Origin of the sequence: Actinotalea sp. Marseille-Q4924 (genome assembly GCF_916618755.1) — a bacterium.
In the GTDB taxonomy this organism is placed as follows: Bacteria; Actinomycetota; Actinomycetes; order Actinomycetales; family Cellulomonadaceae; genus Actinotalea.
In genome coordinates, this window is sequence record NZ_CAKAKB010000003.1 from 1,255,709 (window position 1) to 1,281,327 (window position 25,619).

24 protein-coding genes are annotated in these 25,619 nt (G+C 75.5%); 5 read left to right on the forward strand and 19 right to left on the reverse strand.

Annotated features, from left to right (window positions below; all coding sequences use genetic code 11):
- Positions 1-61: 61 nt before the first annotated feature.
- The 11 genes from LG379_RS12580 to LG379_RS12630 form a co-directional block, all read right to left on the reverse strand.
- Positions 62-760, reverse strand: coding sequence for a histidine phosphatase family protein (locus LG379_RS12580; RefSeq protein ID WP_225754855.1), 699 nt, complete (start codon positions 758-760; stop codon positions 62-64).
- Positions 757-1,152, reverse strand: coding sequence for a ribosome silencing factor (gene rsfS, locus LG379_RS12585; RefSeq protein WP_225754856.1), 396 nt, complete (start codon positions 1,150-1,152; stop codon positions 757-759). Before rsfS ends, LG379_RS12580 begins: the two co-directional genes overlap by 4 nt.
- A complete protein-coding gene (locus LG379_RS12590) occupies positions 1,153-1,524 on the reverse strand; it encodes a hypothetical protein (RefSeq protein ID WP_225754857.1) in 372 nt (123 codons plus the stop codon).
- A gap of 1,193 nt (positions 1,525-2,717) precedes the next feature.
- A complete protein-coding gene (gene nadD / locus LG379_RS12595; RefSeq protein ID WP_225754858.1) occupies positions 2,718-3,320 on the reverse strand; it encodes a nicotinate-nucleotide adenylyltransferase in 603 nt (200 codons plus the stop codon).
- A gap of 40 nt (positions 3,321-3,360) precedes the next feature.
- Positions 3,361-3,516 carry a hypothetical protein gene (locus LG379_RS12600; protein ID WP_225754859.1) on the reverse strand — a complete coding sequence of 52 codons (156 nt, stop codon included), beginning with the start codon at positions 3,514-3,516 and terminating at the stop codon, positions 3,361-3,363.
- Positions 3,517-3,687: 171 nt separating this feature from the next.
- The gene (locus LG379_RS12605) at positions 3,688-5,007 is read right to left on the reverse strand and encodes a glutamate-5-semialdehyde dehydrogenase (protein ID WP_225754860.1); all 1,320 of its coding nucleotides are present in this window, start codon (positions 5,005-5,007) and stop codon (positions 3,688-3,690) included.
- 38 nt (positions 5,008-5,045) lie between these two features.
- Positions 5,046-6,182, reverse strand: coding sequence for a glutamate 5-kinase (gene proB / locus LG379_RS12610; RefSeq protein ID WP_225754965.1), 1,137 nt, complete (start codon positions 6,180-6,182; stop codon positions 5,046-5,048).
- Positions 6,182-7,705 carry a GTPase ObgE gene (obgE, locus tag LG379_RS12615; RefSeq protein ID WP_225754861.1) on the reverse strand — a complete coding sequence of 508 codons (1,524 nt, stop codon included), beginning with the start codon at positions 7,703-7,705 and terminating at the stop codon, positions 6,182-6,184. The genes proB and obgE overlap by 1 nt, the downstream gene beginning before the upstream one ends.
- 92 nt (positions 7,706-7,797) lie before the next feature.
- Positions 7,798-8,055: a 50S ribosomal protein L27 gene (rpmA, locus tag LG379_RS12620; protein WP_225754862.1), complete on the reverse strand. Its 258-nt coding sequence runs from the start codon at positions 8,053-8,055 to the stop codon at positions 7,798-7,800.
- A 73-nt stretch (positions 8,056-8,128) separates the two neighbouring features.
- Positions 8,129-8,437 (reverse strand): 50S ribosomal protein L21, encoded by a 309-nt coding sequence (rplU, locus tag LG379_RS12625; protein ID WP_173406167.1) that lies wholly within the window; start codon positions 8,435-8,437, stop codon positions 8,129-8,131.
- 191 nt (positions 8,438-8,628) lie between these two features.
- Positions 8,629-11,910: an Rne/Rng family ribonuclease gene (locus LG379_RS12630; RefSeq protein ID WP_225754863.1), complete on the reverse strand. Its 3,282-nt coding sequence runs from the start codon at positions 11,908-11,910 to the stop codon at positions 8,629-8,631.
- A 741-nt stretch (positions 11,911-12,651) separates the two neighbouring features.
- On the opposite strand from LG379_RS12630, the gene LG379_RS12635 reads away from it, so the two are divergent.
- From LG379_RS12635 to LG379_RS12655, 5 genes are all read left to right on the forward strand, one after another.
- The gene (locus tag LG379_RS12635) at positions 12,652-14,139 is read left to right on the forward strand and encodes a cytochrome ubiquinol oxidase subunit I (RefSeq protein ID WP_225754864.1); all 1,488 of its coding nucleotides are present in this window, start codon (positions 12,652-12,654) and stop codon (positions 14,137-14,139) included.
- Positions 14,140-14,153: 14 nt separating this feature from the next.
- A complete protein-coding gene (gene cydB, locus LG379_RS12640; protein WP_225754865.1) occupies positions 14,154-15,173 on the forward strand; it encodes a cytochrome d ubiquinol oxidase subunit II in 1,020 nt (339 codons plus the stop codon).
- Positions 15,170-16,876: a thiol reductant ABC exporter subunit CydD gene (gene cydD / locus LG379_RS12645; protein ID WP_225754866.1), complete on the forward strand. Its 1,707-nt coding sequence runs from the start codon at positions 15,170-15,172 to the stop codon at positions 16,874-16,876. Before cydB ends, cydD begins: the two co-directional genes overlap by 4 nt.
- On the forward strand, positions 16,873-18,645 hold the full coding sequence (gene cydC / locus LG379_RS12650; protein WP_225754867.1) for a thiol reductant ABC exporter subunit CydC: 1,773 nt from the start codon (positions 16,873-16,875) through the stop codon (positions 18,643-18,645). The genes cydD and cydC overlap by 4 nt, the downstream gene beginning before the upstream one ends.
- Positions 18,646-18,720: 75 nt before the next feature.
- A complete protein-coding gene (locus tag LG379_RS12655; protein WP_225754868.1) occupies positions 18,721-20,418 on the forward strand; it encodes a GAF domain-containing sensor histidine kinase in 1,698 nt (565 codons plus the stop codon).
- 40 nt (positions 20,419-20,458) lie between these two features.
- On the opposite strand, the gene LG379_RS12660 is transcribed toward LG379_RS12655, so the two are convergent.
- The 8 genes from LG379_RS12660 to rsmD form a co-directional block, all read right to left on the reverse strand.
- The gene (locus tag LG379_RS12660) at positions 20,459-21,082 is read right to left on the reverse strand and encodes a response regulator transcription factor (protein ID WP_225754966.1); all 624 of its coding nucleotides are present in this window, start codon (positions 21,080-21,082) and stop codon (positions 20,459-20,461) included.
- Between the two features lie 61 nt (positions 21,083-21,143).
- Entirely contained in the window at positions 21,144-22,178 is a 1,035-nt protein-coding gene (gene mutM / locus LG379_RS12665; protein ID WP_225754869.1) for a bifunctional DNA-formamidopyrimidine glycosylase/DNA-(apurinic or apyrimidinic site) lyase, read from the reverse strand.
- 1 nt (position 22,179) lies between these two features.
- The gene (gene rnc, locus LG379_RS12670) at positions 22,180-22,890 is read right to left on the reverse strand and encodes a ribonuclease III (protein ID WP_225754870.1); all 711 of its coding nucleotides are present in this window, start codon (positions 22,888-22,890) and stop codon (positions 22,180-22,182) included.
- 34 nt (positions 22,891-22,924) lie between these two features.
- A complete protein-coding gene (gene rpmF / locus LG379_RS12675; protein ID WP_225754871.1) occupies positions 22,925-23,122 on the reverse strand; it encodes a 50S ribosomal protein L32 in 198 nt (65 codons plus the stop codon).
- A gap of 2 nt (positions 23,123-23,124) precedes the next feature.
- Positions 23,125-23,709, reverse strand: coding sequence for a DUF177 domain-containing protein (locus LG379_RS12680; RefSeq protein ID WP_225754872.1), 585 nt, complete (start codon positions 23,707-23,709; stop codon positions 23,125-23,127).
- Positions 23,710-23,866: 157 nt separating this feature from the next.
- On the reverse strand, positions 23,867-24,397 hold the full coding sequence (locus LG379_RS12685; RefSeq protein WP_225754873.1) for a hypothetical protein: 531 nt from the start codon (positions 24,395-24,397) through the stop codon (positions 23,867-23,869).
- Positions 24,394-24,927, reverse strand: coding sequence for a pantetheine-phosphate adenylyltransferase (gene coaD / locus LG379_RS12690; protein ID WP_225754967.1), 534 nt, complete (start codon positions 24,925-24,927; stop codon positions 24,394-24,396). The genes LG379_RS12685 and coaD overlap by 4 nt, the downstream gene beginning before the upstream one ends.
- A 26-nt stretch (positions 24,928-24,953) precedes the next feature.
- Positions 24,954-25,604, reverse strand: a complete 651-nt coding sequence (rsmD, locus tag LG379_RS12695; protein WP_225754874.1) for a 16S rRNA (guanine(966)-N(2))-methyltransferase RsmD — start codon at positions 25,602-25,604, stop codon at positions 24,954-24,956.
- Positions 25,605-25,619: the final 15 nt, after the last annotated feature.

The window sequence follows — 25,619 nt, forward strand, 5'->3', positions numbered from 1 at the left end:
AGAATGTCTCATGCCCGCGACCCCGCGGACAGGGTGCCTGCGTGCGCGACGCCGGTACCGCTCAGGTCCGCAGCGCGTCGGCGGTGGTGCTCGGCACACCCTCCGTCGGCCGGCCCTCGTTCCAGTCGTCGACGATCACGGCGGGACCCTGGTTGTGGGCCTCGAGCGCCCAGCGCGGCCGGCCGGCGCCGGAGGACCGGCGCAGCACCGACCAGTGCGCGTTGTGCAGGCCGAACACGCCGCGCCACGACTCCGGGTCCAGTCCCAGGAGCGTCACGAGCCCGAGCGTGATCGCGGCACCGTGCGAGACGACGACGAGCGTCCCGCCGGTCGCGGTCCGCGAGGCGTGGTCGGCGATCGCACCGGCCATGCGGTCCGCGACGTCACGACGGGTCTCCGCGCCCTCGCGGTGGGGGTCGTGACCGCTGCGCCACGTCTCGTACTGCTCCGGCCAGCGCAGGGCGATCTCGTCGCCCGTGAGGCCCTCCCACTCGCCGAACCGGCGCTCCCGCAGGCGCGGGTCGGGCTCGACGGGGAGGCCGGCGAGGTCAGCGAGCGCCTGCGCCGTGTCCGCCGCGCGCCCCAGGTCCGACGTGACGATCCGGTCGGGGACGTGGCGCTCGGACAGGCCCTGGGCCGCCTGCCCGACCTGCCACCGGCCGATGTCGTCCAGCGGGATGTCGGTCGCGCCCTGGAGGCGGTGCTCGGCGTTCCAGGCGGTCCGGCCGTGGCGCCACAGCACGACGGTGCCGGCGCTCACCCCTGGGTGTCCGTCCGGCCGTCGCCACCGCGCGCACCCTCGGGCAGCTCGACGACGGGGCAGTCCGCCCACAGCCGCTCGAGGTTGTAGTAGACGCGGTCGTCGGCGTGCTGCACGTGGACGACGACGTCGCCGTAGTCCAGCAGGGCCCACCGGGCCTCGCGGACGCCCTCGCGGCGCACGGCCTTGGCGCCCGCCTTCTGCATCGCCTCCTCGACAGCGTCGACGATGGCGCCCACCTGGCGCTCGTTGGTGCCGGACGCGATGAGGAAGACGTCTGTGAGCACCAGGCGCTCGCTCACGTCGAGCGCGATGATCTCCTGCGCCTTGCGGTCCGAAGCGGCGTGGGCGGCCGTGAAGGCCAGGTCGAGGGCACGATCGGTCGCAGCCACTCAGGCTCCTGTCTCGAACGGGTGGGACGGGGTGAACGGTACGTGTGCCACCGCCGACGCGCCGTCGGTCGACACGGGGACGCCCCCGACCGCGGCGGAGAGGGCGGCGCCCGTGCCACCGTCGTCGTCCTGGATGAGCGCGAAGTAGATGAGGACACCGAGCACGAAGGCGACGCTGATGAGGCCCAGCACCTGGAGCCACGTGTAGGGCGACCGGTGCTCGACCGGGGGCCCGTCGGTCGGGTCCGCGAGGCGGTCCGCAGGGGGCACGGTCCCGGCCGGGGCGGTGACGTCTGACGTGGTCTCCCGACCGGGGACCGGCGCCCACGGGAGCGGCCGCTCCTCCACCGCACCCCAGCGGGGGGTGGACACGGGCGGCGCGGGACGGGCGGGAGCGGTCCCGGGGTGTCCGCGGGCGGGCCGGCGCGGCGGTGGAGGCCTGCGCGGGGCGGGCCGGCGCAGCAGCAGCGACGTCCGCGGGGCGGGCCGGCGCGACCGGCGCCGCGGTCGTGCGAGGACCGGCCGGTGCGAGCGCCTGCGGGGGCGCGGGGACGGACGGCTGACCCGCCGGCCGGACCACGGCGATCGGCCCCCCCGCGACGGACCCGGTAGAGCGCGCTGCGGCGGCCGGTCCGGGACGGCGCTCCGCGACCTGCTCGACCGCGGGTCGCGCCGCCTGGTCCTCGTCCCGTCCGGCGGTGGACGCAGGTCCCGACGGGGTCGGGCCGCTCGGGGCCCGCCGTGGTGCCGGCACCGTCGACGCCCGCCGGTCCCGTTCCTGGGCGGCGCGCTCGTGGTGCGCCCGCTGCGCGCGCTCGACGTTGCGCCGGGCGGCCTCCTCGCGCTCCTCCTGCGCCCGCGCCGCCTGGGCCCGCAGTGCCGCGGCCCTGGCCTGCGGGGACAGTGGAGCTGACGTCTCGGGCGCGGGCTCGTCCGATGCCGGCACGACCGGCGCGACCGCGTCCGATCCTGGCGCGGCGTCGTCCGCGGCCCCGACCGTCCGCGGTGCCGCAGGACTCGTCGTGCCACCTCCGCGCGGGCTCTCGACCGCCGAGAGCGACCCGTCGGGCGCGACCCGGCGCACCCCGCCGGTCGGGGCAGGCGGACGCACGAGGGGCGACGTCGTCGTCGGCAGCGCGACCTCACCCGTCCGTGCCGCCTCGCGCAGCGCCCGACGTGACAGCGCACGCGCAGGCGCCGCGGCGGGTGCCGGCGACGGGTCGTCGGCGGGCCGCTCGCCGGACGGGCGCTCCTCAGCGGGTCGCGCATCGGCGGGGCGCTCGTCGGCGGGGCGCTCGCCGGACGGGCGCTCGTCGGCGGTTCGATCGTCGGCCGGGTGCTCCTCGGCCGGACGCTCCGCGGCGGCGCGCTCCGCCGCCTGGCGCTGCGCGCGCTCACGCAGCTCCCGGCGCGACAGCGGCCGCTGCTGCGCCGACGGCGGATCGGCTGGCCCGGCCTGCGCAGCGGGCGGACCGGGCGTCGACGCGGGGGTCACCTCCGACTCCGGCGCGACGGACCGTTCCGCCTCCCGGCGTCGCCGCCGCTCACCCCACTGCTGCGTCTGGTCAGTCATCGTGCCCTCGGTACAGCCGGTGCTTCGCGATGTGCTGGACGACGCCGTCCGGGACGAGGTACCAGACCGGCTCCCCCGCCCGCGCCCGACGGCGGCAGTCCGTGGAGGAGATGGCCAGCGCGGGGATCTCCAGGATGCTCACCGAGTCCGGCGGCAGACCGTCCAGCGAGAGCGTGTGGCCGGGCCGCGTGACGGCGACGAAGTGCGCCATGTCCCACAGCAGCTCCGCGTCCTTCCACGTGAGGATCTGCGTGATCGCGTCGGCACCGGTGATGAAGTACAGGTCCACGCCGGGCCGCTGCGCGTTGAGGTCGCGCAACGTGTCCACCGTGTACGTCAGGCCGGGCCGGTCGACGTCGACGCGGCTCACCGTGAACCGCGGGTTCGACGCGGTGGCGATGACGGTCATGAGGTACCGGTGCTCCGCGGGCGTCACGCCGGGGTGCTGCTTCAGCGACGGCCGGCCCGTGGGGACGAACACCACCTCGTCGAGGTCGAACGTCGCCGCGGCCTCGCTCGCCGCCACCAGGTGACCGTTGTGGACGGGGTCGAACGTGCCGCCCATCACCCCGATCCTGGGCCGGTGATGCGCCATGCCTGTGGCTTCCTCCACCTCGACGGTCCGCCGTCCGACGTCAGTGACGGGTGCCGACGCTCCGGAACGCGAACGTCACCAGGAGGAGCACCACGAGTCCGCCGAACGCCAGCAGCCCGTAGGCGGCCGGGGGCAGGGGCAGGTGGTTGGCGGTCTCGGCCGCCTCCTCGGCGAGCAGCAGGGCAGCAGCAGGCACCTCGTCCTCCAGGAGTGTCGCGTCGGTTCGTCCGGGCCGTGACGGGGCGGCCCGCGCGTCGTCCGACCCCTCCCGAGGGCCGCCGACGGCGTCCTGCCGACCCGCGGAACGGCAGGGACCAGTGTCGCACGTCGGCGACGGGCGCCCCAGCCCGACACGGCCCGCGACGGGTCAGCCGCGGATCTGGCCCTCGCCGTGGACGACCCACTTCGTCGTCGTCAGCTCGGGCAGGCCCATGGGCCCGCGCGCGTGCATCTTCTGCGTGGAGATGCCGATCTCGGCGCCGAGCCCGAACTGCGCCCCGTCGGTGAAGCGCGTGGAGGCGTTGACCATGACCGCTGCGGAGTCCACCTGGGCGACGAAGGCCTCCGACGCCGCGAGGTCGCGCGTGACGATGGCCTCGGTGTGGCCGGAGGACCACGTCCGGATGTGCTCGACGGCGTCCTCGAACGAGTCCACCACGCGCACTGCGAGGTCGAGCGACAGGTACTCCGTCGCCCAGTCCTGCTCGGTGGCGGGGACGACCGGGACGTCGGCCGGGGCGAGGCCGGCGGTCCGCTCGTCGCCGTGGAGGGTCACGCCCGCGCGGTGCAGGGCCACGAGCGCGTCCGGCAGGAACGCGGTGGCCGCGTCGCGGTGCACCAGCAGCGTCTCGGCGGCGTTGCAGACGCCGACCCGCTGCGTCTTGGAGTTCATGATGATGGGCAGGGCGACCGCGGGATCCGCCGTCGCGTCGACGTACACGTGGCAGTTGCCGGTCCCGGTCTCCACGACCGGGACGGTGGCCTCCTGGACGACCGTGCGGATGAGGTCCGCACCGCCGCGCGGCACGAGGAGGTCGACGAGCCCCCGCGCATGCATCAGAGCCACCGCGCCGGCCCGCCCGTGCTCGTCGATCGACTGCACCGCGTCCGCGGGGAGACCGACCCCCCGCAGCGCCTCGCGCAGCACCTCGACGATGACCGTGTTCGACGACGACGCGGCCGACCCTCCCCGCAGGATCGCCGCGTTGCCGCTCTTGAGGGCGAGGCCGGCGGCGTCGACGGTGACGTTCGGCCGCGCCTCGTAGATCATGCCGACGACGCCCAGGGGAACCCGGACCTGACGCAGCCGCAGGCCGTTGGGCAGCGTCGAGCCGCGCACCACCTCGCCCACCGGGTCCGGCAGCGCGGCCAGCTCGCGCAGCGCCGCGGCGATCCCCTCGACCCGCTCCGGCGTGAGCGCCAGGCGGTCCAGCAGGCCGGGCGACGTGCCGGCCGCCTGGCCGCGTTCGAGGTCCACGGCGTTGGCGGTGACGATCTGCGACGTCGCGGCGACCAGGGCGTCCGCCATGGCGTGCAGCGCCGCGTCCTTGGTCGCCCGGGGCGCCGTGGCGAGGTCGCGAGCGGCGACCCCGCTGCGCCGGGCCACGTCGAGCACCGCGTCCCGGACCGACGGCGGCACGGCCGTGCCGGTCGGGTGGTCCTGCTGGAGTGCGGGCGTCGTGGTCATGGCCGCAGGATAGGCCGCGTTCCCGGGCGTCGGACGGCTCAGCCGCGGGCCGGGACGAGGACCAGGTCGTCGGCGTGCACGACCTCGCGGTCGTAGCCGTCACCGAGCTCGGCACGCAGCTCGCGGGTGGACCGGCCCAGCAGCGGCGGGAGCTCGTCGGAGCCGTAGGACACCAGACCGCGGGCCACGACGCGCCCGTCCGGGCCGGCCAGCTCGACCGGGTCACCCGCCTCGAAGGTCCCGTGGACCTCCGTGATCCCCGCGGGCAGCAAGGACGTCCGTCGCTCCACGACGGCCCGGACGGCACCGGCGTCGAGCACGAGGCGCCCGGCCGTCCGCGCGGCGTGGGCGAGCCACAGCATGCGCGTGGGGACACGGCGCCCGGTGGCGGCGAAGAAGGTGCCGACCGGCTCGCCGTCGGCGGTGGCCCCCGTGAGCGCCGCGGCGGCGCGGCGCGCCGACGTGAGGACCACGGGGATCCCGGACCCGGTGGCGATCGCCACGGACGCGAGCTTGGTCACCATGCCCCCCGTGCCGACCGAGCTGCCCCGGTCGGTGACGACGACGCCCTCCAGGTCGCCCGGCCCGGACACCTCGCTGATGCGCCTCGCGCCCCGCGACGGCGGTCCGTCGTAGAGCGCGTCCACGTCGGTGAGCAGCACCATCGCGTCCGCCCGGACGAGGTGGGACACCAGGGCCGCGAGGCGGTCGTTGTCGCCGAAGCGGATCTCGTCCGTGGCGACCGTGTCGTTCTCGTTGACGACCGGCACCACGCCCAGGGCCAGGAGGCGCTCCAGCGCCCGCTGGGCGTTGCGGTAGTGACCGCGCCGGATCGTGTCCTCCGCGGTGAGCAGGACCTGGCCGACGCGCAGGCCGTGCTCCGCGAAAGCCTCGGTGTAGCGCGCGACGAGCAGTCCCTGCCCCACCGAGGCCGTCGCCTGGGCCGTGGCGAGGTCACGGGGCCGGGCCGTCAGCCCCAGGGGCGCCATGCCCGCCGAGATCGCGCCCGACGTCACGAGCACCACCTCCGTGCCGGCGACGCGCCGCTCGGCCAGGACCCGCACGAGCGTGCGCAGGGCCGCGACGTCCAGGGTCCCGTCGGCGGCCGTCAACGACGACGAGCCCACCTTGACGACGACCCGTCCCGCGGACGCGAGGCCCGCCCGGTCGGTGATCACGCGTCGGACTCGGGGTCGGTCCAGCGGCCCGACTCGCGCTCCGTCCAGAGCTCGGCGCGTGCGTCGGCCTTGGCGTCCATGCGGTCCTTGTACTCGCGGCGCTTGTCGTCGCGGGTCGGCCGGGCACGGTCCTCGAGACGCAGGTCCGTCCCCCGCGGTCCGCCCAGCAGCTCCGTCCCGGTGAGCAGCGTCGGCTCCCAGTCGAACACCACGGCGTCGTCGCCGTCACCGATGACGACCTCCGCGCCGGGCGTCGCGCCCTGGGCGAAGAGCTCCTGCTCGACGCCGAGCCGTGCGAGGCGGTCGGCGAGGTAGCCGACGGCCTCGTCGTTGGAGAACTGCGTCTGGCGCACCCAGCGCTCGGGCTTGGTGCCGCGCACCTGGAACCAGGTGCGGCCGCCGTCCTCGCGCCGGGCGACGGTGAAGCCGGACTCGTCCACCGCTCGCGGCCGGAGCACGACGCGGGTCGGCTCCGGGGGCGGGGCGGCCGCCCGGGCAGCGTCCACGAGCCGCGCGAGCGCGAACGTCAGCGGCCGCAGGCCCTCGTGGCTGGCCGCGGAGATCTCGAAGACCTCCAGGCCGCGCGCCTCGAGCTCGGGACGGACGAGGTCGGCCAGGTCGCGCGCCTCGGGCACGTCGACCTTGTTGAGGACCACGAGGCGCGGCCGCTCGGTCAGCGGTACCGCGCCGCCGGCGATCTCGAGGTCGCCCGCGTACGCGGCGAGCTCCGCCTCGATGACCTCCAGGTCGGTGACGGGGTCACGGTTCGGCTCGAGCGTCGCGCAGTCGAGCACGTGCACGATGACGGCGCACCGCTCGATGTGCCGGAGGAACTCCAGCCCCAGGCCCTTGCCCTGGCTCGCCCCGGGGATGAGGCCCGGGACGTCGGCGACCGTGAACCGTGCCGAGCCGGCCTGGACGACGCCGAGGTTCGGCACGAGCGTCGTGAACGGGTAGTCGGCGATCTTCGGGCGCGCGGCCGAGATCGCGGCGACGAGGCTGCTCTTGCCGGCGCTGGGATACCCGACGAGCGCGACGTCGGCGATCGTCTTGAGCTCGAGGACGAGGTCGCGGCTGTCCCCCGGCTCACCCAGGAGCGCGAACCCCGGGGCCTTGCGGCGCGGGGAGGACAGCGCGGCGTTGCCGAGCCCGCCCCGGCCCCCCGCCGCGGCGACGAAGCGCGTGCCGGCGCCGACGAGGTCGGCCAGCACGGTGCCGTCGGCGGCCTTGACCACGGTGCCGTCCGGGACCCGCAGGACGAGGTCCTCCCCCGCCGCGCCCTGCCGGTCGTCACCCATGCCCTGGGTGCCCGACGGCGCGTGGCGGTGCGGCGAGTGGTGGTACTCGAGCAGCGTGGTGACCTGGGGGTCGACGACGAGGAGGACGTCGCCGCCGTCGCCCCCGTTGCCGCCGTCGGGGCCGGCGAGCGGCTTGAACTTCTCGCGGCGGATCGACGCGCAGCCGTGCCCGCCGTCACCGCCAGAGACATGCAGGACGACGCGGTCGACGAACGATGCCACGACGGCTCCTTCCGGGGGTGGTGACGTGCGAGGACGGTGGGGACGACGAAGGGGCGCACCGAACGGTGCGCCCCTTCGTCACGCTGTGCGGCTCAGGCGTCGGCAGCCACGATGTCGATGACCTTGCGGCCACGGCGGACGCCGAACTGCACGGCACCCGGAGCGAGGGCGAAGAGGGTGTCGTCGCCGCCACGGCCCACGTTGTTGCCGGGGTGGAAGTGGGTGCCGCGCTGGCGGACGATGATCTCGCCGGCGTTGACGAGCTGACCGCCGAAGCGCTTGACGCCGAGACGCTGCGCGTTCGAGTCGCGGCCGTTCCGCGAGGAGCTCGCGCCCTTCTTGTGTGCCATGACGTGCCTGCTTTCGTGCTGGGGTGAGGGAGGGGCTCGACCGGCCCGCGCCGGAGGCGACGGACCCGACGGCTCACTTGATGCCGGTGACCTTCAGGCGGGTCAGCTTCTGCCGGTGACCCTGGCGCTTGCGGTAGCCGGTCTTGTTCTTGTACTTCAGGATGTCGATCTTCGGGCCCTTCTCGTCCCGGACGATCTCCGCCGTGACCTGCACCTTGGCCAGCGCGGCGGCGTCGGAGGTCACCGTGTCGCCGTCCACGAGCAGCACGGCGGGCAGCTGGACGGTCGAGCCGGCGTCACCGGACAGCCGGTTCACGACGACGACGTCGCCCACCGACACCTTCTCCTGACGGCCTCCGGCCTTGACGATCGCGTACACCACGTTGCTGCTCATCTCTCTCGAACGGCTCTCGCGTCTGCATCAGCGTGCCCTGGTGCCCGGTCACCCGGGCGCACACCTCGGACGCACTGCATCTCGCGGGGAAATCGCGGGGCACGGCATCCGGGGCACGTGGAAGCGGTGCGCACTCAGGCGCACCGACGTTCCAGGGTACGGATGCCTCCGCCCGCAGGTCAAATGACGGGCTCGTCCACCCCTGCCGGCCCGCTCTCCTCGCCGGCCGCTCCGGCCCCGTCCGACGGGGTGCCCGTCCCGTCCACCGCCTGGTCACCCGACGCTGCCACGGCGGCGCCGGGGTCGCCCGAACCCGGCGCGGGCGCCTCGACGGCACGGATGCTGCCGACGGCGTCCGCGAGCTCCGCGAGCGCAGCCGGGGCCGTCCCGTCCGGCCCCTGGCCGGTCGGGGCGGCGCCCCCACCGGCGCCGGACGACCCGTCCCGGCTGCCCACCGCGCGCGCCAGCTGCTCGAGCTCCGGCAGCACGACCGCGCTGGCCTGCTCGTGCGGGTGCTCGTGCTCGTGGGCGTGCGCCGCGGCTGCCGCGATCGTCGCCAGGGTGGCCTTGACGGCCTCGCGCGCCTCGGGCAGGACGGGCACCGTGACCGCGGGCGCTGTCGACGACCCGCCGGAGGACTTCTTGCGCCGGGACCGCTTGGCGTCCGACTGCGGCTCGGGCGCCGGCTCCTGCCCGCCCGGGCGCTCGACCGGCGCGCTGTGCACGACGAACCCGCGGCCGTTGCAGTGCTCGCAGGTCTCGCTGAACGACTCGACGAGACCCTGGCCGACCCGCTTGCGCGTCATCTGCACCAGGCCCAGCGACGTGACCTCGGCGACCTGGTGCTTCGTGCGGTCGCGGCCGAGGCACTCGACGAGCCGACGCAGGACCAGGTCACGGTTGGACTCGAGCACCATGTCGATGAAGTCGATGACGATGATCCCGCCGATGTCCCGCAGCCGGAGCTGCCGGACGATCTCCTCGGCCGCCTCGAGGTTGTTCCTCGTGACGGTCTCCTCGAGGGTCCCGCCCGCACCGGTGAACTTCCCGGTGTTGACGTCGACGACGGTCATCGCCTCCGTGCGGTCGATGACGAGCGACCCGCCGGAGGGCAGCCAGACCTTGCGGTCCATCCCCTTGGCGAGCTGCTCGTCCACACGGTGGTCGGCGAACACGTCGCCGGTCCCGGTGTACCTGGTCACGCGGTCGGCGAGGTCGGGGGCCATGGCGGAGACGTACTCCTCGATCATGCTGTGGACGTCGTCGCCCTGGACCACGAGCGACCGGAAGTCGTCGTTGAAGATGTCGCGCACGACCCGGATCGCCATGTCGGGCTCGCCCTGCAGCAGGGCGGGCGCCGAGGCGGTCTTCGCCTTCTTCTCGATCGCGGCCCACTGCTCCTGCAGCCGCTGGACGTCGCGGCGCAGCTCCTCGTCGCTCGCACCCTCCGCCGCCGTGCGCACGATGACGCCCGCGTCGTCGGGGACGATCTCCTTGAGCAGCTTCTTCAGGCGGGCACGCTCGGTGTCGGGCAGCTTGCGGGAGATCCCCGTCATCGCCCCGCCGGGGACGTAGACCAGGTAGCGACCGGCGAGCGTGACCTGCGACGTCAGGCGGGCACCCTTGTGGCCGATCGGGTCCTTGGTGACCTGGACGAGGACGGAGTCGCCGGACTTCAGCGCCTGCTCGATGCGGCGGGGCTGGCCCTCCATGCCCGCGGCGTCCCAGTTGACCTCACCGGCGTAGAGGACCGCGTTGCGGCCCTTGCCCACGTCGACGAACGCCGCCTCCATGCTGGGCAGCACGTTCTGGACGCGACCGAGGTAGACGTTGCCCACGGTGGTCGTCGACGCGCTCCTGCCCTGACCCGTGCGCGACACGAAGTGCTCGACGAGCACGCCGTCCTCCAGGACGGCGATCTGGACCCGGCCGTCGTGCTCGCGCACCACCATGGCGCGGTCGACCGACTCCCGGCGGGCCAGGAACTCCGCCTCGGTGATGATCGAGCGGCGCCGACCCGCGTCGCGTCCCTCCCGGCGGCGCTGACGCTTCGCCTCCAGGCGCGTGGAGCCCTTGAGCGCCGTGACCTCGTCCGAGGCCGACGACGTGCGGGTGCGGCGGCTGCTGGTGGTGCGCTGCTCCGGCTCGGCGTCCCCCGAACCCTCGGCCCGGCTGCTCCGACGGCGCCGCCGACGGCGCCGGCTCGTGCCGCCGGTCTCCTCCTCGCCGTCCTCGTCGTCCGGCCCGGTCGCGCCGTCGTCGTCGGTGGCGCCCGGCGCACCGTCCTCGGTCGCGCCGTCGGCGCGGGCACCGTCGGAACCAGCACCGTCCTCGTCGTCCCCGTCGTCGTCGTCCTGCTCACCGTCCGGGCGGTCCGTCGAGCGGCTGCGCCGTCCGCGCCCGCCTCGACGGCGACGGCGACGGCGACCGGCCTCGCGCTCGTCCTCGGTGCGCTCGTCGTCACCGTCCTCGTCCTCGACGGACTCCGGGGCGTCGGCCTCGCCGGCGGGCTCGGGGCCCACGTCCGCCTGCTCGGGGCCGGCGGCGCCGTCCTCGACCGGCGTGAGGACGTCGTCCTCCGCCTCGACCACGTCCAGCGTCCCACCCTCCTCGGGAGCGCGCGGCGGCCCGGCGGGAGCCTGCGCCCGACGGCGGCGCGGCCGAGTCGTCGGGTCCGGTGCCTGGAACAGGAGCGCGGTCGCCGAGCGGCGCGGCGCGTCCGTGTCGGGCGGTGTCGGCTCCGCGCTGCGGGCAGCACCGAGCTCGGCGAGCACGTCGAGCGTGCCCTCGGCCACCGGTGCGGGCTGCGCGGCGGGGGCCGCGACGTCCGGGGCGGCGCCGGCGCGGCTCCGGCTGCCGCGCCGCGAACGGGTCCGTGCCGGCGGGGCGTCGTCGGCCGGCGCACCCTCGGGCGCGGCGTCGGCTGGCGCCGTGTCGCCGGGCGCGGCGTCGGCGGACGCGGCGTCGACCGGGGTCCCCTCGGCCGCGACCTCCGGCTCGGCACCGGGGGGTGTCGGCTCCGCGGCAGCCGCGTCCGCTCCGGCACGGCCCCGGGTGGACCGTGACCGACCGCCACGACGGACGCCACGGGTGCGACCCTCCGACGCCTCGGTCGGGGCGGCGTCCTGGGGATCGCCTTCGGTGGTCGGCGTCGGCGTGGTGCCCGCGGTCCCGGCGGCCTCGTCGGGCGTCCCCTCGTCGGCCTGCGCGGCGACGGGCGTCCCCTCGGTGGGGAGCTCGGCGCCGGCGTCGGCGACCGCGTCCGCCTTGCGACGACGGCGCCGCGGGGGCGCCTCCGGGGCGTCGGGCGGCGGCGTGGCGCCGGTCGTGGCAGCGGGTGCCGCCGTCGGCTGCTCCGGCTCGGCCGCCGGCTTGCGGGAACGCCTGGACCTCGCCGGTGCCGCGGTCGCCTGCTCCGGCGCGGCGGACGGCGGAGCGGCCGGCTCGGAGGCCGGGGACACGGGCACCTCGGCTTCGGGTGCCCCGGAGGCTGAGGGCGCGCCGGTCCCGCTCGCGGCCCCGGCGGGCGCGGTGGCGCGGCGCGAGCGGGTCCGCCGAGTCGGCGGTGCGGCGTCGGCGATGGCGGCGGTGCCGGCGGACGTCGCCGGGGCCGGGGCGGGGGGCTCGCCGCGGGTGCCGTGTCGGTGGCGGGGGGCGTCGTCGTCGCGCTGGTGGCGCGCCGGCTGCGACGGGCTCGCGGCGCCGAGGCGTCGGTGCTGCCCTGGGCTGCGATGTCGGGGGTGATGCGGTCGTCTGCCACGGAGTACGTCTCCATGCCCGGTTCGGCCACACTCCCCGGCCCGGGCGGGTCGGTCGTCGCTGGCGCGGTGCGTCGCGACGGAAGCCTGTCGTCGGACCGGACGGGTGGGCGGGGACCGGCGCCAGCCTGTCCCGGCACCTGCCTCCTCAGCGGCGATCGTGTCACCCGAGGAGAGGTCGGTGCAGGACGGCGGCGCCTGGCGGTCGCGGACCACGTCCGGCAGTCGTCTGCCGCCCGGGAGACGGTGTGGCGACCCCCGAGCTTGCCGGAAGTATCGCACAGCAGGGACCTCCGACCCACGCGCGCTGCCGCGGCGTGGCGCGCGCCGCGGGGTGGAGGTGACGTGGTGTCACCTCGAAGGACGAAGGTCCCAGGAGGCGCCGACCCCCCGCTCCCTACCGTCGTCGCGTCGGATCTCGACAGTGCTCGAAGGAGAGGCACCGTGGACGCCCTGGACCTGGCGCGGTGGCAGTTCGGCATCACGACCGTCTACCACTTCATCTTCGTCCCGCTGACGATCGGACTGGCGCCGCTCGTCGCCATCATGCAGACCGCCTGGCACCGCACGGGCCACGAGCGCTGGCTGCGGCTGACGAGGTTCTTCGGGAAGCTGCTCCTCATCAACTTCGCCATCGGCGTCGCGACGGGCATCGTCCAGGAGTTCCAGTTCGGCATGAGCTGGAGCGAGTACTCCCGGTTCGTCGGCGACGTGTTCGGTGCACCGCTGGCGATGGAGGCCCTCGCGGCCTTCTTCGTGGAGTCCACGTTCCTCGGGCTCTGGATCTTCGGCTGGGACACGCTGCCGAAGCGTGTGCACCTGGCGACGATCTGGGCGGTCGCCATCGCGACCAACGTGTCCGCCTACTTCATCCTCGCGGCGAACTCCTGGATGCAGCACCCCGTCGGCGCGGTGCTGAACGAGGAGACGGGCCGGGCGGAGATGGTCGACATCGGTGCCGTCCTCAGCAACGTCACGCTGCTCGCGGCGTTCCCGCACACGATCACGGCGGCCTTCCTCACGGCCGGCACCTTCGTCGCCGGCATCGGGGCATGGTGGATGGTCCGCTCGGTGCGCCGGGGGGACGAGGCCACGGCACGCGTCTACCGCAGCGCCGTCGTGCTCGGCACGGTCACGATGCTCGCGTCGGGGGTGGGTGTCGCCCTGTCCGGGGACTGGCAGGCGAAGCTGATGTTCGACCAGCAGCCGATGAAGATGGCGTCCGCCGAGGCGCTGTGCGACGGGGAGAACGGTGCGGCCTTCTCGCTGCTGACCATCGGCGACCTCGGCAACGACTGCGAGGGCGTGCGTCACGTGCTGACGATCCCCGGCCTCACGTCGTACCTGGCGTCGGGCACGTTCGACTCCTACCTGCCGGGTGTGGACGAGCTGCAGGAGCGCTCCGAGGTCCTGTACGGCGAGGGCGTGGACTACCGCCCGAACCTCGCCGTGACGTACTGGAGCTTCCGGCTCATGATCGGCCTCGGTGCCGGCTCCGCCGCCCTCGCAGCCGCGGTCCTGTGGTTCCTGCGCCGTCGCTCCGTGGTCGGGACGCGCTGGTTCGGCACGCTGGGACTCGTCGCGCTGCCGATGCCGTTCCTGGCGTCGTCGTTCGGCTGGATCTTCACGGAGATGGGCCGCCAGCCCTGGGTCGTCGTCCCCAACCCCAACCCCGGCGGGGTCGACGGCGTGTGGATGCTCACGGCGACAGGCGTCTCCACGTCCGTCCCGGCGGCGACGATCCTCGTCTCGATGGTCGGCTTCACGCTGCTCTACGCCCTGCTCGCCGTCATCTGGTTCCGGCTCATGGTGCGGTACGCCCGGGAGGGCGTGGCACCCACCGAGAAGGACCCGAGCCCCGAGGCCCGGCGGCTCGCCTCCGCCCAGGGCCCCGACGACGCCGGCTCCACGCCCCTGTCGTTCGCGTACTGAGAGGAACCGAGACCATGGAGCTGGCGACCGTCTGGTTCGTGCTCGTCGCGGTCCTGTGGACCGGCTACCTCGTCCTCGAGGGCTTCGACTTCGGCGTCGGGATGCTCCTGCCCGTCCTCGGGCGCGACGACCGGGAGCGCCGGGTGCTCATCAACACCGTCGGGCCTGTGTGGGACGGCAACGAGGTGTGGCTGCTGACCGCGGGCGGGGCGACCTTCGCGGCCTTCCCCGAGTGGTACGCGTCGATGTTCTCGGGCTTCTACCTGGCGCTGTTCCTCATCCTGCTGGCGCTCATCGTCCGGGTGGTGGCGTTCGAGTGGCGCGGCAAGATCGACGACGACCGCTGGCGAGCGTGGGCGGACCGCGCCCTCGTCGTCGGGTCGTGGGTGCCGGCCGTCCTGTGGGGCGTGGCGTTCGGCAACCTCGTGCGCGGCGTGCAGCTCGACGCGGACCACCAGTACGTGGGCACCTTCGCGGACCTCCTCAACCCGTTCGCCCTCCTCGGCGGCGCGACGACCGCCCTGGTCTTCCTCACCCACGGCGCCGTCTTCCTCGCGCTCAAGACCGACGGCGACGTCCGTCGGCGTGCCGGCGCGCTGGCGGGGCGCCTGGCGGTCGCGACGCTCGTCGTCGCCGGCGCCTTCGCCGTCTGGGCGCAGGTCGCCTTCTCCGTGCCGTGGACGTGGGCGGCGACGGCCCTCGCCGCTCTCGCGCTCCTGGCGCTGGTCGCGACGACCCGCGCCCGGCGCGAGGGTCCGGCGTTCGTCGCGTCGGCGGTGACGATCGTGGCCGCGGTCGTGCTCGTCTTCGGCTCGATGTACCCGGACGTCATGCCGGCCGTCGACCCGGCGAACTCGCTCACCGTCCGGAACGCGTCGTCGACCGACTACACACTGACGATCATGACCTGGGTCGCCGTGGTGCTCACGCCGCTCGTCCTGGTCTACCAGGGCTGGACGTACTGGGTGTTCCGCCGGCGCCTCACGGTCGAGCAGATCCCCGCGCCGACGGGGCTGACCTTCGACCGCGTGTGAGGCCGCTCGACCCGCGCCTCCTGCGGCGGGCCCGCTCGGCGCGTCGCTACGTCGTGCTCACCGCCGTCCTGGGCGGGCTCACCGCGGGGACGGTCGTCGCCCAGGCGCTCCTGCTCGCCCACGCGCTGGCGCCGGTGGTGACCGGGGCGGCAGGCCTCGCCGACGTCCGCGGGCCCCTCACCGGCCTGGCCGTCGTCCTCGTCGCCCGCGCCGTGCTCGTGGGGCTCCAGGAGCGGTGGGCCCACCGGTCGGCCGCCCGCGCCGTCGCCGAGCTGCGCGAGCAGGTCGTCCGGCACGCCGTCGCGCTGGGCCCGCGGGGCCTCCCGGAGGACCCCGCCGCCGTCGCGACGCTCGCGACGCGCGGTCTCGACGCCCTCGAGCCCTACTTCGTCCGGTACCTCCCCCAGCTGCTGCTGGCCGCCACCGTGACGCCCGCCGGCCTCCTCGTCGTCCTCGGCCTGGACGGCGTCGCCGCGGCGACGATCGCGCTCACGCTGCCGCTGGTGCCGCTGTTCATGTGGCTCATCGGCGTCATGACGCAGCAGGTGGCGGACCGGCGGCTCGTCGCCATGACGCGGCTCGGCGGCCACGTGCTGGACCTCCTCGCGGGCGTCCCGACGCTGCGCGCCCTGGGCCGGGAGCGCAGCCCGGCGGTCCGTGTCCGCGAGCTCGGTGAGGCGCACCGCCGCGCGACGCTGGACACCCTCCGGGTCGCGTTCCTGTCCGGGATGGTGCTCGAGCTCCTCACGACACTCTCCGTGGCCCTCGTCGCCGTCGGCGTCGGCTTCCGGCTCGTCCACGGCCACCTCGACCTCACGACGGCGCTCGCGGTGCTCGTCCTCGCCCCCGAGGTGTACCTGCCGCTCCGGCAGGTCGGCGCCCACTTCCACGCCTCGACGGACGGGCTCGCCGCCGCCTCCCGGACCTTCGCCCTCCTGGACGTGCCGATCCCCGGAGCGTCCCCCGTCGCTGCCGCCCGACCGGCACCGGACCTGCGCCGGGCCACCGTGCGCGTGGTCGGCCTCGACGTCGCGGCACCCGGGCGGTCGCTCCTGGCGCCCGCGGGCCTGGACCTGGTGCTCCGGCCGGGCCGCGTGGTGGCGCTCGCCGGGGCCAACGGCTCGGGCAAGTCGACGGCGGCAGCGGTCGTGCTCGGGCTCGTCGCACCGACCCGCGGTCGGGTGCTCGTCGACGACGTCGACCTCGCCCACGTGGACCGCCGCACGTGGTGGCGACAGGTCGCCTGGGTCCCCCAGCGGACGACGCTGGAGCCCGGCTCCGTCCTGGACGCGGTGACCCGCGGACGGGCCGTCGCGCCGGACGCCGTCGCGGCGGCCGCGCGGCTCACGGGCCTGGCGGACGTCGTCGAACGCCGGCCGGGGGGCTGGCTGTCGGCCGTCGGACAGGGCGGCTCGGGCCTGAGCCTGGGCGAGCGGCAGCGCGTCGCGCTCACCCGGGCGCTGCTCGGCGACGAGCCGCTGGTCGTGCTCGACGAGCCGACGGCGCACCTGGACGCGGACGGCGAGGCGGTCGTCCTGCGCGCGGTCGCGCGCCTGCGGGACCAGGGCCGCACGGTGCTCCTCGTCGCCCACCGACCCGCCCTGCTCACGGCCGCCGACGACGTCGTGCAGGTGCGCAGCGCCCCGGACCGGGAACCCGTGCCCGCGCGAGAGCCGGTGCCCGCTCCCGTGGTGGCGCCGTGAACCGCGTCGACCCCTTGTGGCGTGCCGTGCGGCTGCTCGAGGTGCCGCCCCGACGCGTCCTCGCAGCGGTCGCAGCCGGTGCGGGCAGCCTCGGCTCCGCCGTCGCGCTGGCCGCCGTGTCGGCCTGGCTCATCGCGCGGGCGTCGCAGATGCCGCCCGTCATGGCGCTGACGGTCGCCGCCGTCGCGGTCCGCGCCTTCGGCGTCTCCCGCGGACTGCTGCGGTACGTCGAGCGCCTGGTGTCCCACGACGTCGCGCTGCGCGGCATGGCCACGCTGCGGACGAGGCTCTACGAACGCCTCTCCGCGGGCGACCCCGCGGCCCTGGTGCAGCTGCGGCGCGGGGACCTGCTCGCCCGGGTCGGGACGGACGTGGACGCTGTCGGGGACGTCGTCGTCCGGGGACTGCTGCCGATGGTCGTCGCCGCTGTGGTCGGACTGGCGTCCAGCGTGCTCGTCGGCCTCTTCCTGCCGGCGGCGGGGGTCGCCCTCGCGCTCGGGCTCCTCGTGGCCGGCGTGCTGGCACCACGGTTCGCACTCCGTGCCGCCGAGGCCGCCGAGACGCGGTCGGCGCAGGCCAGGTCGGACACGTCCGCGGCCGTGCTGACGCTCCTGGACGGCTCGGCGGAGCTGCAGGTGGCAGGCCGGGTGGACCCGCTCGTCGACACCGTGCGCGAAGCGGAGGCACGCTGCACCCGGGCCGCCGACGACGCCGCCCGTCCCGCTGCGGTCGGCGCCGCGCTCCAGCCGGCGGCCACGGGCGCCGTCGTGCTCGCGGCACTCCTCCTCGGCGTCCCCGCCACCGTCGCCGGGAGCCTGGCGCCGGTGGAGCTCGCGGTCGTGGTGCTCACCCCGCTCGCCGCTTTCGAGGCGGTGGCCGCCCTGCCCGCCGCCGCCGTGCAGGTCCTGCGCTCGCGGTGGGCGGCGGGGCGCGTCATGGCGCTGCTGGACGCCGCCGCACCGCCACCGCCGGCGGCGCCGGCCGGCGTGGTGGGCGACCCCGTGCCCGACCTCCTGCGGGCCCGCGACCTCGCCTGCGGCTGGAAGGACGGACCCGTCGTCGCGCGCGGCGTGGACCTGGACCTCCGCCCGGGCCGCGGCGTCGTGGTCGTCGGACCGAGCGGGGCCGGGAAGACGACGCTCCTGCTCACCCTCGCGGGTCTGCTCCCGCCGCGCGCCGGGACGGTGCGCATCGGCGGCCAGGACGTGGCGGCGCTGCCCCGCCAGCAGGCCGCCCAGGTGGTCGCTCTTACCCCCGAGGACGCCCACGTCTTCGACACGACCGTCCTGGAGAACCTGCGCGTCGGACGCGGCGACGTCACGCCGGGCGAGGCCCGTGAGGCGTTGGGGACGGTAGGCCTGGGGCCGTGGCTCTCCGGGCTGCCGGAGGGCCTGGGCACGGTCCTGGGCGGCGACGCGGTCCGCATCTCGGGCGGGCAGCGGCGCCGCCTCCTCCTGGCCCGGACGCTCCTCACGCGCGCGCGTCTGCTGCTGCTGGACGAGCCGACCGAGCACCTCGACGACGAGGACGCCGCCGCGGTGCTGCGCGGGCTGCTCGACGGCACGCTCGCCCCGGGCCGCGGCGTGCTGGTCGTGACGCACCGCGACACGGGCCTGGACGACGCCGCCGTGGTGCTGCGGGTCGGCCCCGGTGCCGACGTGACGGTGCTCCGCGGCGCTGCCTGCGAGGACGCGGCACCGGGCGCCGGGCCGGCCACCCAGGACGTGCGCGGTACCGTGCCCTCAGGGAGTCCGACCACCCCGGGCTGACCACCCGGCACGACCGGCGGCCACGGCCCCGCAAGGCACCGCCCGAGCCCGGGCCACGACGCAGCAGGAGGCACCATGACGGCGCCGTCGACCCAGCGCCACAGCGGTTCCGTCGCCGCGGCGGAGCTCCTCCAGGCGGCTCTCAACCTCGCGTCCAGCCTCGACCTGCCGAGCGTCCTGCAGCGGTTCGTCGCCGCGAGCACCGAGCTGACCGGCGCCCGCTTCGGGGCCATCAACGTGCTGGACGGACGGGGCCGCTCGACGACGTTCGTGCACACCGGGATGGACGAGCGTCTCGCGGCGATGCTCGGCCGCGGTCCGCACGCCGTCGGCGTCCTCGGCGCGATCCCGACCCGCGGCACCCTGCGGCTCGGCGACCTCATGCAGCACCCCAGCTTCCGCGGCTTCCCGGCGAACCACCCGCCGATGGGCTCCTTCCTCGGGACCGCCGTGCGCGTCCGGGACCGCGTGTACGGGTACCTGTACCTCTCCGAGAAGGAGGGCGGGTTCACCGACGACGACGACGACGTCGTCCTCACCCTCGGCGCGGCGGCCGCGGTCGCGATCCAGAACGCCCAGATGTACGCCGAGGCCGAGCACCGCGAGCACTGGCTCCAGGCCGGCCAGACGATCACGACGATGCTGCTCTCCGGCGCCGAGGAGGAGGAGGTCCTCGCCGAGATCGCGTCGTCCTCCCGGGAGGTCGCGCGGGCGGACACCGCGGCTCTGGTCCTGCCCGGGGTGGACGACACGTGGGTGATGGAGATCGTCGACGGCGTCGGCTCCGACGAGCTCGTCGGGACCGTCATGCCGCCGGACGGACGCGCCCGGACCGTCCTGCGGGACGGCAACGGCCTGGTCGTCGACTCGCTGTCCCGCTCCCGTGCGATGCGGGTGGACGCGCTGCGCCAGTTCGGTCCGGCGATGTACGCGCCGATGCAGGCCGACGGACGGGGCGTCGGCGTCCTCGTCCTGCTGCGTCGCGTGGGCTCCACCCCCTTCGAGCCGACGGACCTCGCGACCGCCGAGGCGTACGCCGCTCAGGCGGCGCTCGCGCTGGTCCTGGCGGAGGCGCGGCACGCCCAGGACGTCGCAGCCCTGCTCGACGAGCGCGAGCGCATCGCGCGCGACCTGCACGACCTCGCGATCCAGCAGCTCTTCGCGACCGGCATGCAGCTGGAGACCGTGCGCCGGCGCGCGGCCCGCGGGGTCGACCCGACCGAGCTCGCCGGGATCGTCGAGGAGGCGCTCGACAACGTCGACTCCACGGTCAAGCAGATCCGCTCCATCGTCCACGCGCTGCGCGACCCGGACGCCGCGGCCCCGCTCGCGGAACGGCTGCGGCGCGAGGCGTCGCTGGCGCGGACCGGTCTGGGCTTCGCTCCGTCGCTGCTCATCACGGTCGACGGCCGCGTGCTCGACTCCCCCGACAGCCTCGAGGGCGACGCGGCGGCGCTCGACGAGCGCGTCGGTGAGGACCTGTCCGACGACGTCGTCGCGGTCGTCCGCGAGGGCCTGGCGAACGCGGCGCGGCACGCGCGGGCGGCGTCGGTCGCGGTGCGCGTCGAGCTGCACGGCGAGGCGCCCACCGGCCGCGTCGTCGTGGAGGTCGAGGACGACGGCGCCGGGCTCCCGCCCGAGCGCGAGCGCCGCTCCGGCACGGACAACCTCGCCGCCCGCTCGCGGCGGCACGGCGGGACGTTCGTGCTCGGGGCCGGCTCGGACAGCGGGACGCTGCTCACGTGGCAGGCGTCGCTGCCGGGTCGCCACTGAGACTGCCGGTCGCGCCGAGAACGGCCGGCCGGAGGCGCCGTCAGTCGTGCTCGGGGCGCCAGGAGCTGCGCTTGTGGCCCGCGACCCACGCCGCGGCCTGGGTGCGCCGCTGCAGGCCCATCTTCGACAGCAACGACGTGATGTGGTTCTTCACCGTCTTCTCCGCGACGCCCAGGCGCTCGGCGATCTCCCGGTTCGACATGCCCTCGCCGATGAGGTCGAGCACCTTCCGCTCGCTCGGCGTGAGGTCCGACGTCGGGTCGTCGTGACCGGCGCGGCGCCGGGTCACGGTGCGCTCGTCGAGCAGCGTGCGCCCGGCGGCCACCGACCGGACGACGTCGGCGATCTCCGCCCCGCGCACGGTCTTGAGGACGTAGGCGGCGGCGCCGGCCTCCAGGGCGGCGGCCAGCGCGTCGTCGTCGTCGAAGGACGTCAGGACGATCGCCCGGGTGTCGGGCAGCGCGGTGCGGACCGCGGTGAGGATGTCGATGCCCGTGCCGTCGGGGAGCTGCAGGTCGACGAGCATGACCTGCGGGCGCACGAGCGTCGCTCGGCGCACGCCCTCCGCGACGGTGCCCGCCTCGGCCACGACGGTCATGCCGTCGGCCCGGTCGATCACCTCGGCGATCCCCCTGCGGACGACCTCGTGGTCGTCGACGATCATGACGGCGATGTCAGCAGTGCGCCCGGCTGCGGGCGGGACGTTGGCTACCACGGGGACGATCCTAGGCAGGGAACGGGCCGGATGGCCCGGAGACCCCGGAACGGCGCGTCGCGCGCGCCGTGGTGACCCCGGGACCGGGGCGACGGACGGCACCCCGGAGGCCACCGCCGCGGGGCCTCGGCTGGCAGCGCGGGCACCGGAACGACGACCGGTTCATGAACGGCTCCCGGACCACCACCGTCCCGCACCGGGGGCACGGCCCGCCCTCCTGCCCGTACACGGCGAGGGAGCGGTCGAAGTACCCGGAGGCGCCGTTGACGTTGACGTAGAGCGCGTCGAAGCTCGTGCCACCCACCCGCAGCGCCTCGGTCATGACGTCCGCCGCGGCGTCGAGGAGCGTGCGGACCGCCACGGGGCGCAGGCGGTCCGTGGGCCGGGCGTAGTGCAGGCGAGCGCGCCACAGCGCCTCGTCCGCGTAGATGTTCCCGACCCCGGAGACGAGGGTCTGGTCCAGGAGCGCGCGCTTGACGTCGGTCCGGCGCGCCCGCAGGCGCGCGACCAGGCCGGGCCGGTCCAGCGCCGGGTCCAGCAGGTCACGGGCGATGTGGGCCACCGGCTCCGGGACGACCGCAGCCGGGCTGCCGTGACCGCCCGGCGCGCCGTCGTCGGTCGGGAGGAGGTCCACGACGGTGAGGTGACCGAACGTGCGCTGGTCGACGAAGTCGAGCACGAGCGGTCCGTCGTCGTGCGACGCCGCCAGGTGGAGGCGGGCGCGCAGGTGGGGGTGCTCGACCGGGGGCGTGGCGGCGTCGCGCACGAGCAGCTGGCCGCTCATCCCGAGGTGGGCCAGCAGCGCCTCACCGCCGGGCGCGGGCGCCTCGTCCGTGCCGTCACCGAGCAGCAGCCACAGGAACTTCCCGCGGCGGACGGCGGCCGTGAGCGTGCGCCCCGCGAGACGCCCGGCGAACTCCGCCGCGGCGCCCTCCTGCCGGCGGACGGCGGAGTCCCGACGCACCTCGACGGCGCCGACCCGGCGGCCCAGCACGTGCCGGGCCAGCCCGTCCCGCACCGTCTCGACCTCGGGCAGCTCCGGCACGTCAGGACGCGGGGTCGGCCGCCGCGGCGAGGGCCTGCAGCGCGCGGTAGGCGTCGGCGGCCGCCTCCTGCTCGGCGAGCTTCTTCGCCGTGCCGGTCCCGGTGCCGCGGACCTCGCCGTCCAGGACGATGCGGGCGGTGAACCTGCGCGCGTGGTCCGGGCCCTCGCTGTCGCAGACGTACTCCGGCGCGCCGAGGTCGAGCCGGGCGGCGAGCTCCTGCAGGGAGGTCTTCCAGTCCAGACCGGCGCCGAGGTCCGCCGCGACCTCCAGCGTGGGGTCGACCAGACGCTCGACGACCCCGCGTGCGCCCTCCAGGCCGTGCGTCAGGTACACCGCACCGAAGAGCGCCTCGAGGGTGTCGGACAGGATCGAGTCCTTCTCCCGCCCGCCGGTCGTCAGCTCGCCCTTGCCGAGGAGGAGGTAGCCGCCGAGCCCCAGCTCCCGGGCGATGGCGGCGAGCGAGCGCTGGGACACCGTGGCGGCCCGCATCTTCGCGAGCTCGCCCTCGGAGAGGTCCGGGTGGCGGCGGTACAGCGCCTCGGTGACGACGAGGCCGAGGACGGTGTCCCCGAGGAACTCCAACCGCTCGTTCGTCGGGATGCCGCCCGCCTCGTGCGCGAAGGAGCGGTGCGTCAGCGCCAGCACGAAAAGCTCGGGGTCCAGGTGGACCCCGAGCTTCTCGACGAGCTGGGTGGCGGGCTCCGCGGTCATGGACGTCGACCGGTCACCAGCAGGGTGCAGCGACTCAGCGGGCCTCGTGCTCGCTGCGCAGCGCCTCGGCGTACTGCCGGCCGTTGTACGCACCGCAGGACGGGCACGCGACGTGCGGCATGGTGGGCGCCTTGCAGCGGGGGCACGTGGTGAGCGTCGTGGCAGTGGTCTTCCACTGCGACCGACGCGCACGGGTGTTGCTGCGCGACATCTTGCGCTTCGGAACGGCCACGATCAGCTCTCTTTCGGTTCGTCGAACAGGGTCTTCATCCGCTCGAGCTCGGACCACCGGGGGTCCAGCACCTCGTGCGTGTGGTCGGCGTTCTCCGGGTCCGCCAGGCGTGCGCCGCACTGCGGGCACAGACCGGGGCAGTCCGCGGAGCAGACAGGACGGAACGGTAGCGCAGGCACCACCGCGTCCCGGACCGCGGGCTCGATGTCGAGCAGGTCGCCCTCGAGCTCACGGACCTCGTCCTCGTCCTCGCCGGTCTCGGCCGCGACGCGGGCGCGGTCGGGGTAGTAGTACAGCTCCTGGATGTCGACCGAGACGTCGGCCGACGTCTCCTCCAGGCAGCGCACGCACTCCCCGACGGCCCGGCCCCGGACGGCACCGGAGACGAGGATCCCCTCCATGACGGACTCGAGCCTGAGGTCCAGGTGGAGGTCGCTGCCGGCGGGGATGCCGATCACGGCGGTACCGAGGTCCTCGGGCGCGGGCACCGTCCGCTGGAGCGTCCGCATGGTCCCCGGGCGCCGCGCGAGCTCATGGGTGTCGAGCACGTACGGGGAACGGGGGTGCGCGGTGATGTGACGCTCCACGGAGTCGGTCCTGGGTCGGGGATCTCGGTCCACGCCGCGAGCGGCAGGACCAGCGGACGATCCTACGCCATCGCGGGGAGCCGCCCAAACGCCCGGCGCCGGCGCACCCGGCCGGCTCGCCGCGCACCCGGCCGGCTCGCCGACGTCGACGCCCCGCTCAGTCGTCCCGGGCGTCGAGGTCCATCTCGAGCCTGCCTGCGAGCTTCGCCCGGCCGGCCTGGACCTGCGCGAGCACCCGACCCAGGTCGATCTCGAAGTCCGCGAGCCGCCGGTCGCAGTAGTCGTCGGCGTCGCGTCGCAGCCCGGCGGCGGTGCGCTCGGCCTCGGCGACGATCTCCTCCGCGCGCCGGCGTGCCGCTCGGACGACCTCCTGCTCGCCGACCAGCTCCGCGGCGCGCTCCCGGGCGGCCTCGACGATCTCCTCGGCCTCCCGCTGCCGGTCCTGCAGGACGGTGTCCGCGTCCGCGAGCACCTCGTCGGCCTGGGCGAGCTGCGCCGGGAGGATCGAGCGCGCCTGCTCCAGCAGGTCGAGGACCTCGGCGCGATTGATCAGCACCGAGGAGGACATCGGCATGGCGCGCGCCTGCCCGACGACCTGCTCGAGGGCGTCGAGCACGCCGGTCAGCCCCTCGGGGCGCCGTCGCTCGTCGTCGCCGGGGTGCCCCTCGATCGGTCCGGTGTCCGTCATCGTGCCGCCTTCCTGTCTCCGCTCTCGGACGTGCCCGTCTGCCCCAGGTGACCCAGGTCGGCGAGCCGGGCGAGCACGGCCCCGCTCACCCCGGGCGGCACCAGGTCGTCGATCCGGCCGCCGTGCCGCGCGACGTCCTTGACCAACGACGACGCGATGTGCGCGACGGAACGGTCGGCGGGGAGGAAGACCGTCTCGATGCCCGTGAGGTGTCGGTTCATCAGCGCCATGGGCAGCTCGGCGTCGTAGTCGGCACCGCCCCGCAGCCCCTTCACCAGCGCGGTCGCGCGGACGTCGCGGCAGAAGTCCACGAGCAGCCCCGGGACGAGCTCGACCCGCACGTTCGGCATCCCCGCCACCGCGGCGCGCGCGAGCTCGACGCGCGCCGGTGCGTCGAGCAGGGTCGCCTTCGAGGCGTTCGTCGCGACCGCCACCACGACGGTCCCGAAGAGCAGCGCCGCCCGCCCGATGACGTCGAGGTGGCCCAGCGTCACAGGGTCGTAGGAGCCGGGGCACACCGCGACGCTCAGGGCGCCGGTGCCGACGGGGTCGCTGCTCACGGCGTCACTGTAGGCCCGTCGGCCGTGCCGGACACGACGCTCGCGGCCGCGGCAGGCCCGGGGCTCCCGCTCGTGGCGGCCGGGGCGTCGGGAGCCGCCTCCGCCCCGGCGAACCAGAGCACCGTCTCGCCGTAGCGCCGGTCGGCGATCCGCTCGAGGCCGCTCGGCCAGGCCGGCTCGGGCGTGCGGGCGTCCCGCTCGACGACGACGGTCGCACCCTCGGCCAGGTGCGGGACCAGCGCGGCGAGCGCCTCCGCCAGGTCCTCCTCCGGCAGGTCGTACGGCGGGTCGAGGAGAGCGACGTCGACCTGCCCGCGGGGCGGCGTGCGACGCAGGTACGGCAGGACCTTCTCCGCGACGACGCGCACGCCCGGCAGCCCGAGCGCGGCGAGGTTCCGGCGGCACACCTCGGCGGCGGTCCGGGCCGACTCCACGAGCACGACGTCCGTGGCACCCCGGCTCGCCGCCTCGAGGCCCAGCGCACCGGAACCGGCGTAGAGGTCGAGGACGTGGGCACCGTCGAGCAGGCCGGCGTGGTCCAGGCGCGAGAACAGCGCCTCCCGGACGCGGTCGCTCGTCGGCCGGGTCCCTCGCGGGGGTACCCGCAAGGCACGCCCACCGGCCGCCCCGGCCACGATCCTGGTCACCGGCCCAGGCTAGCC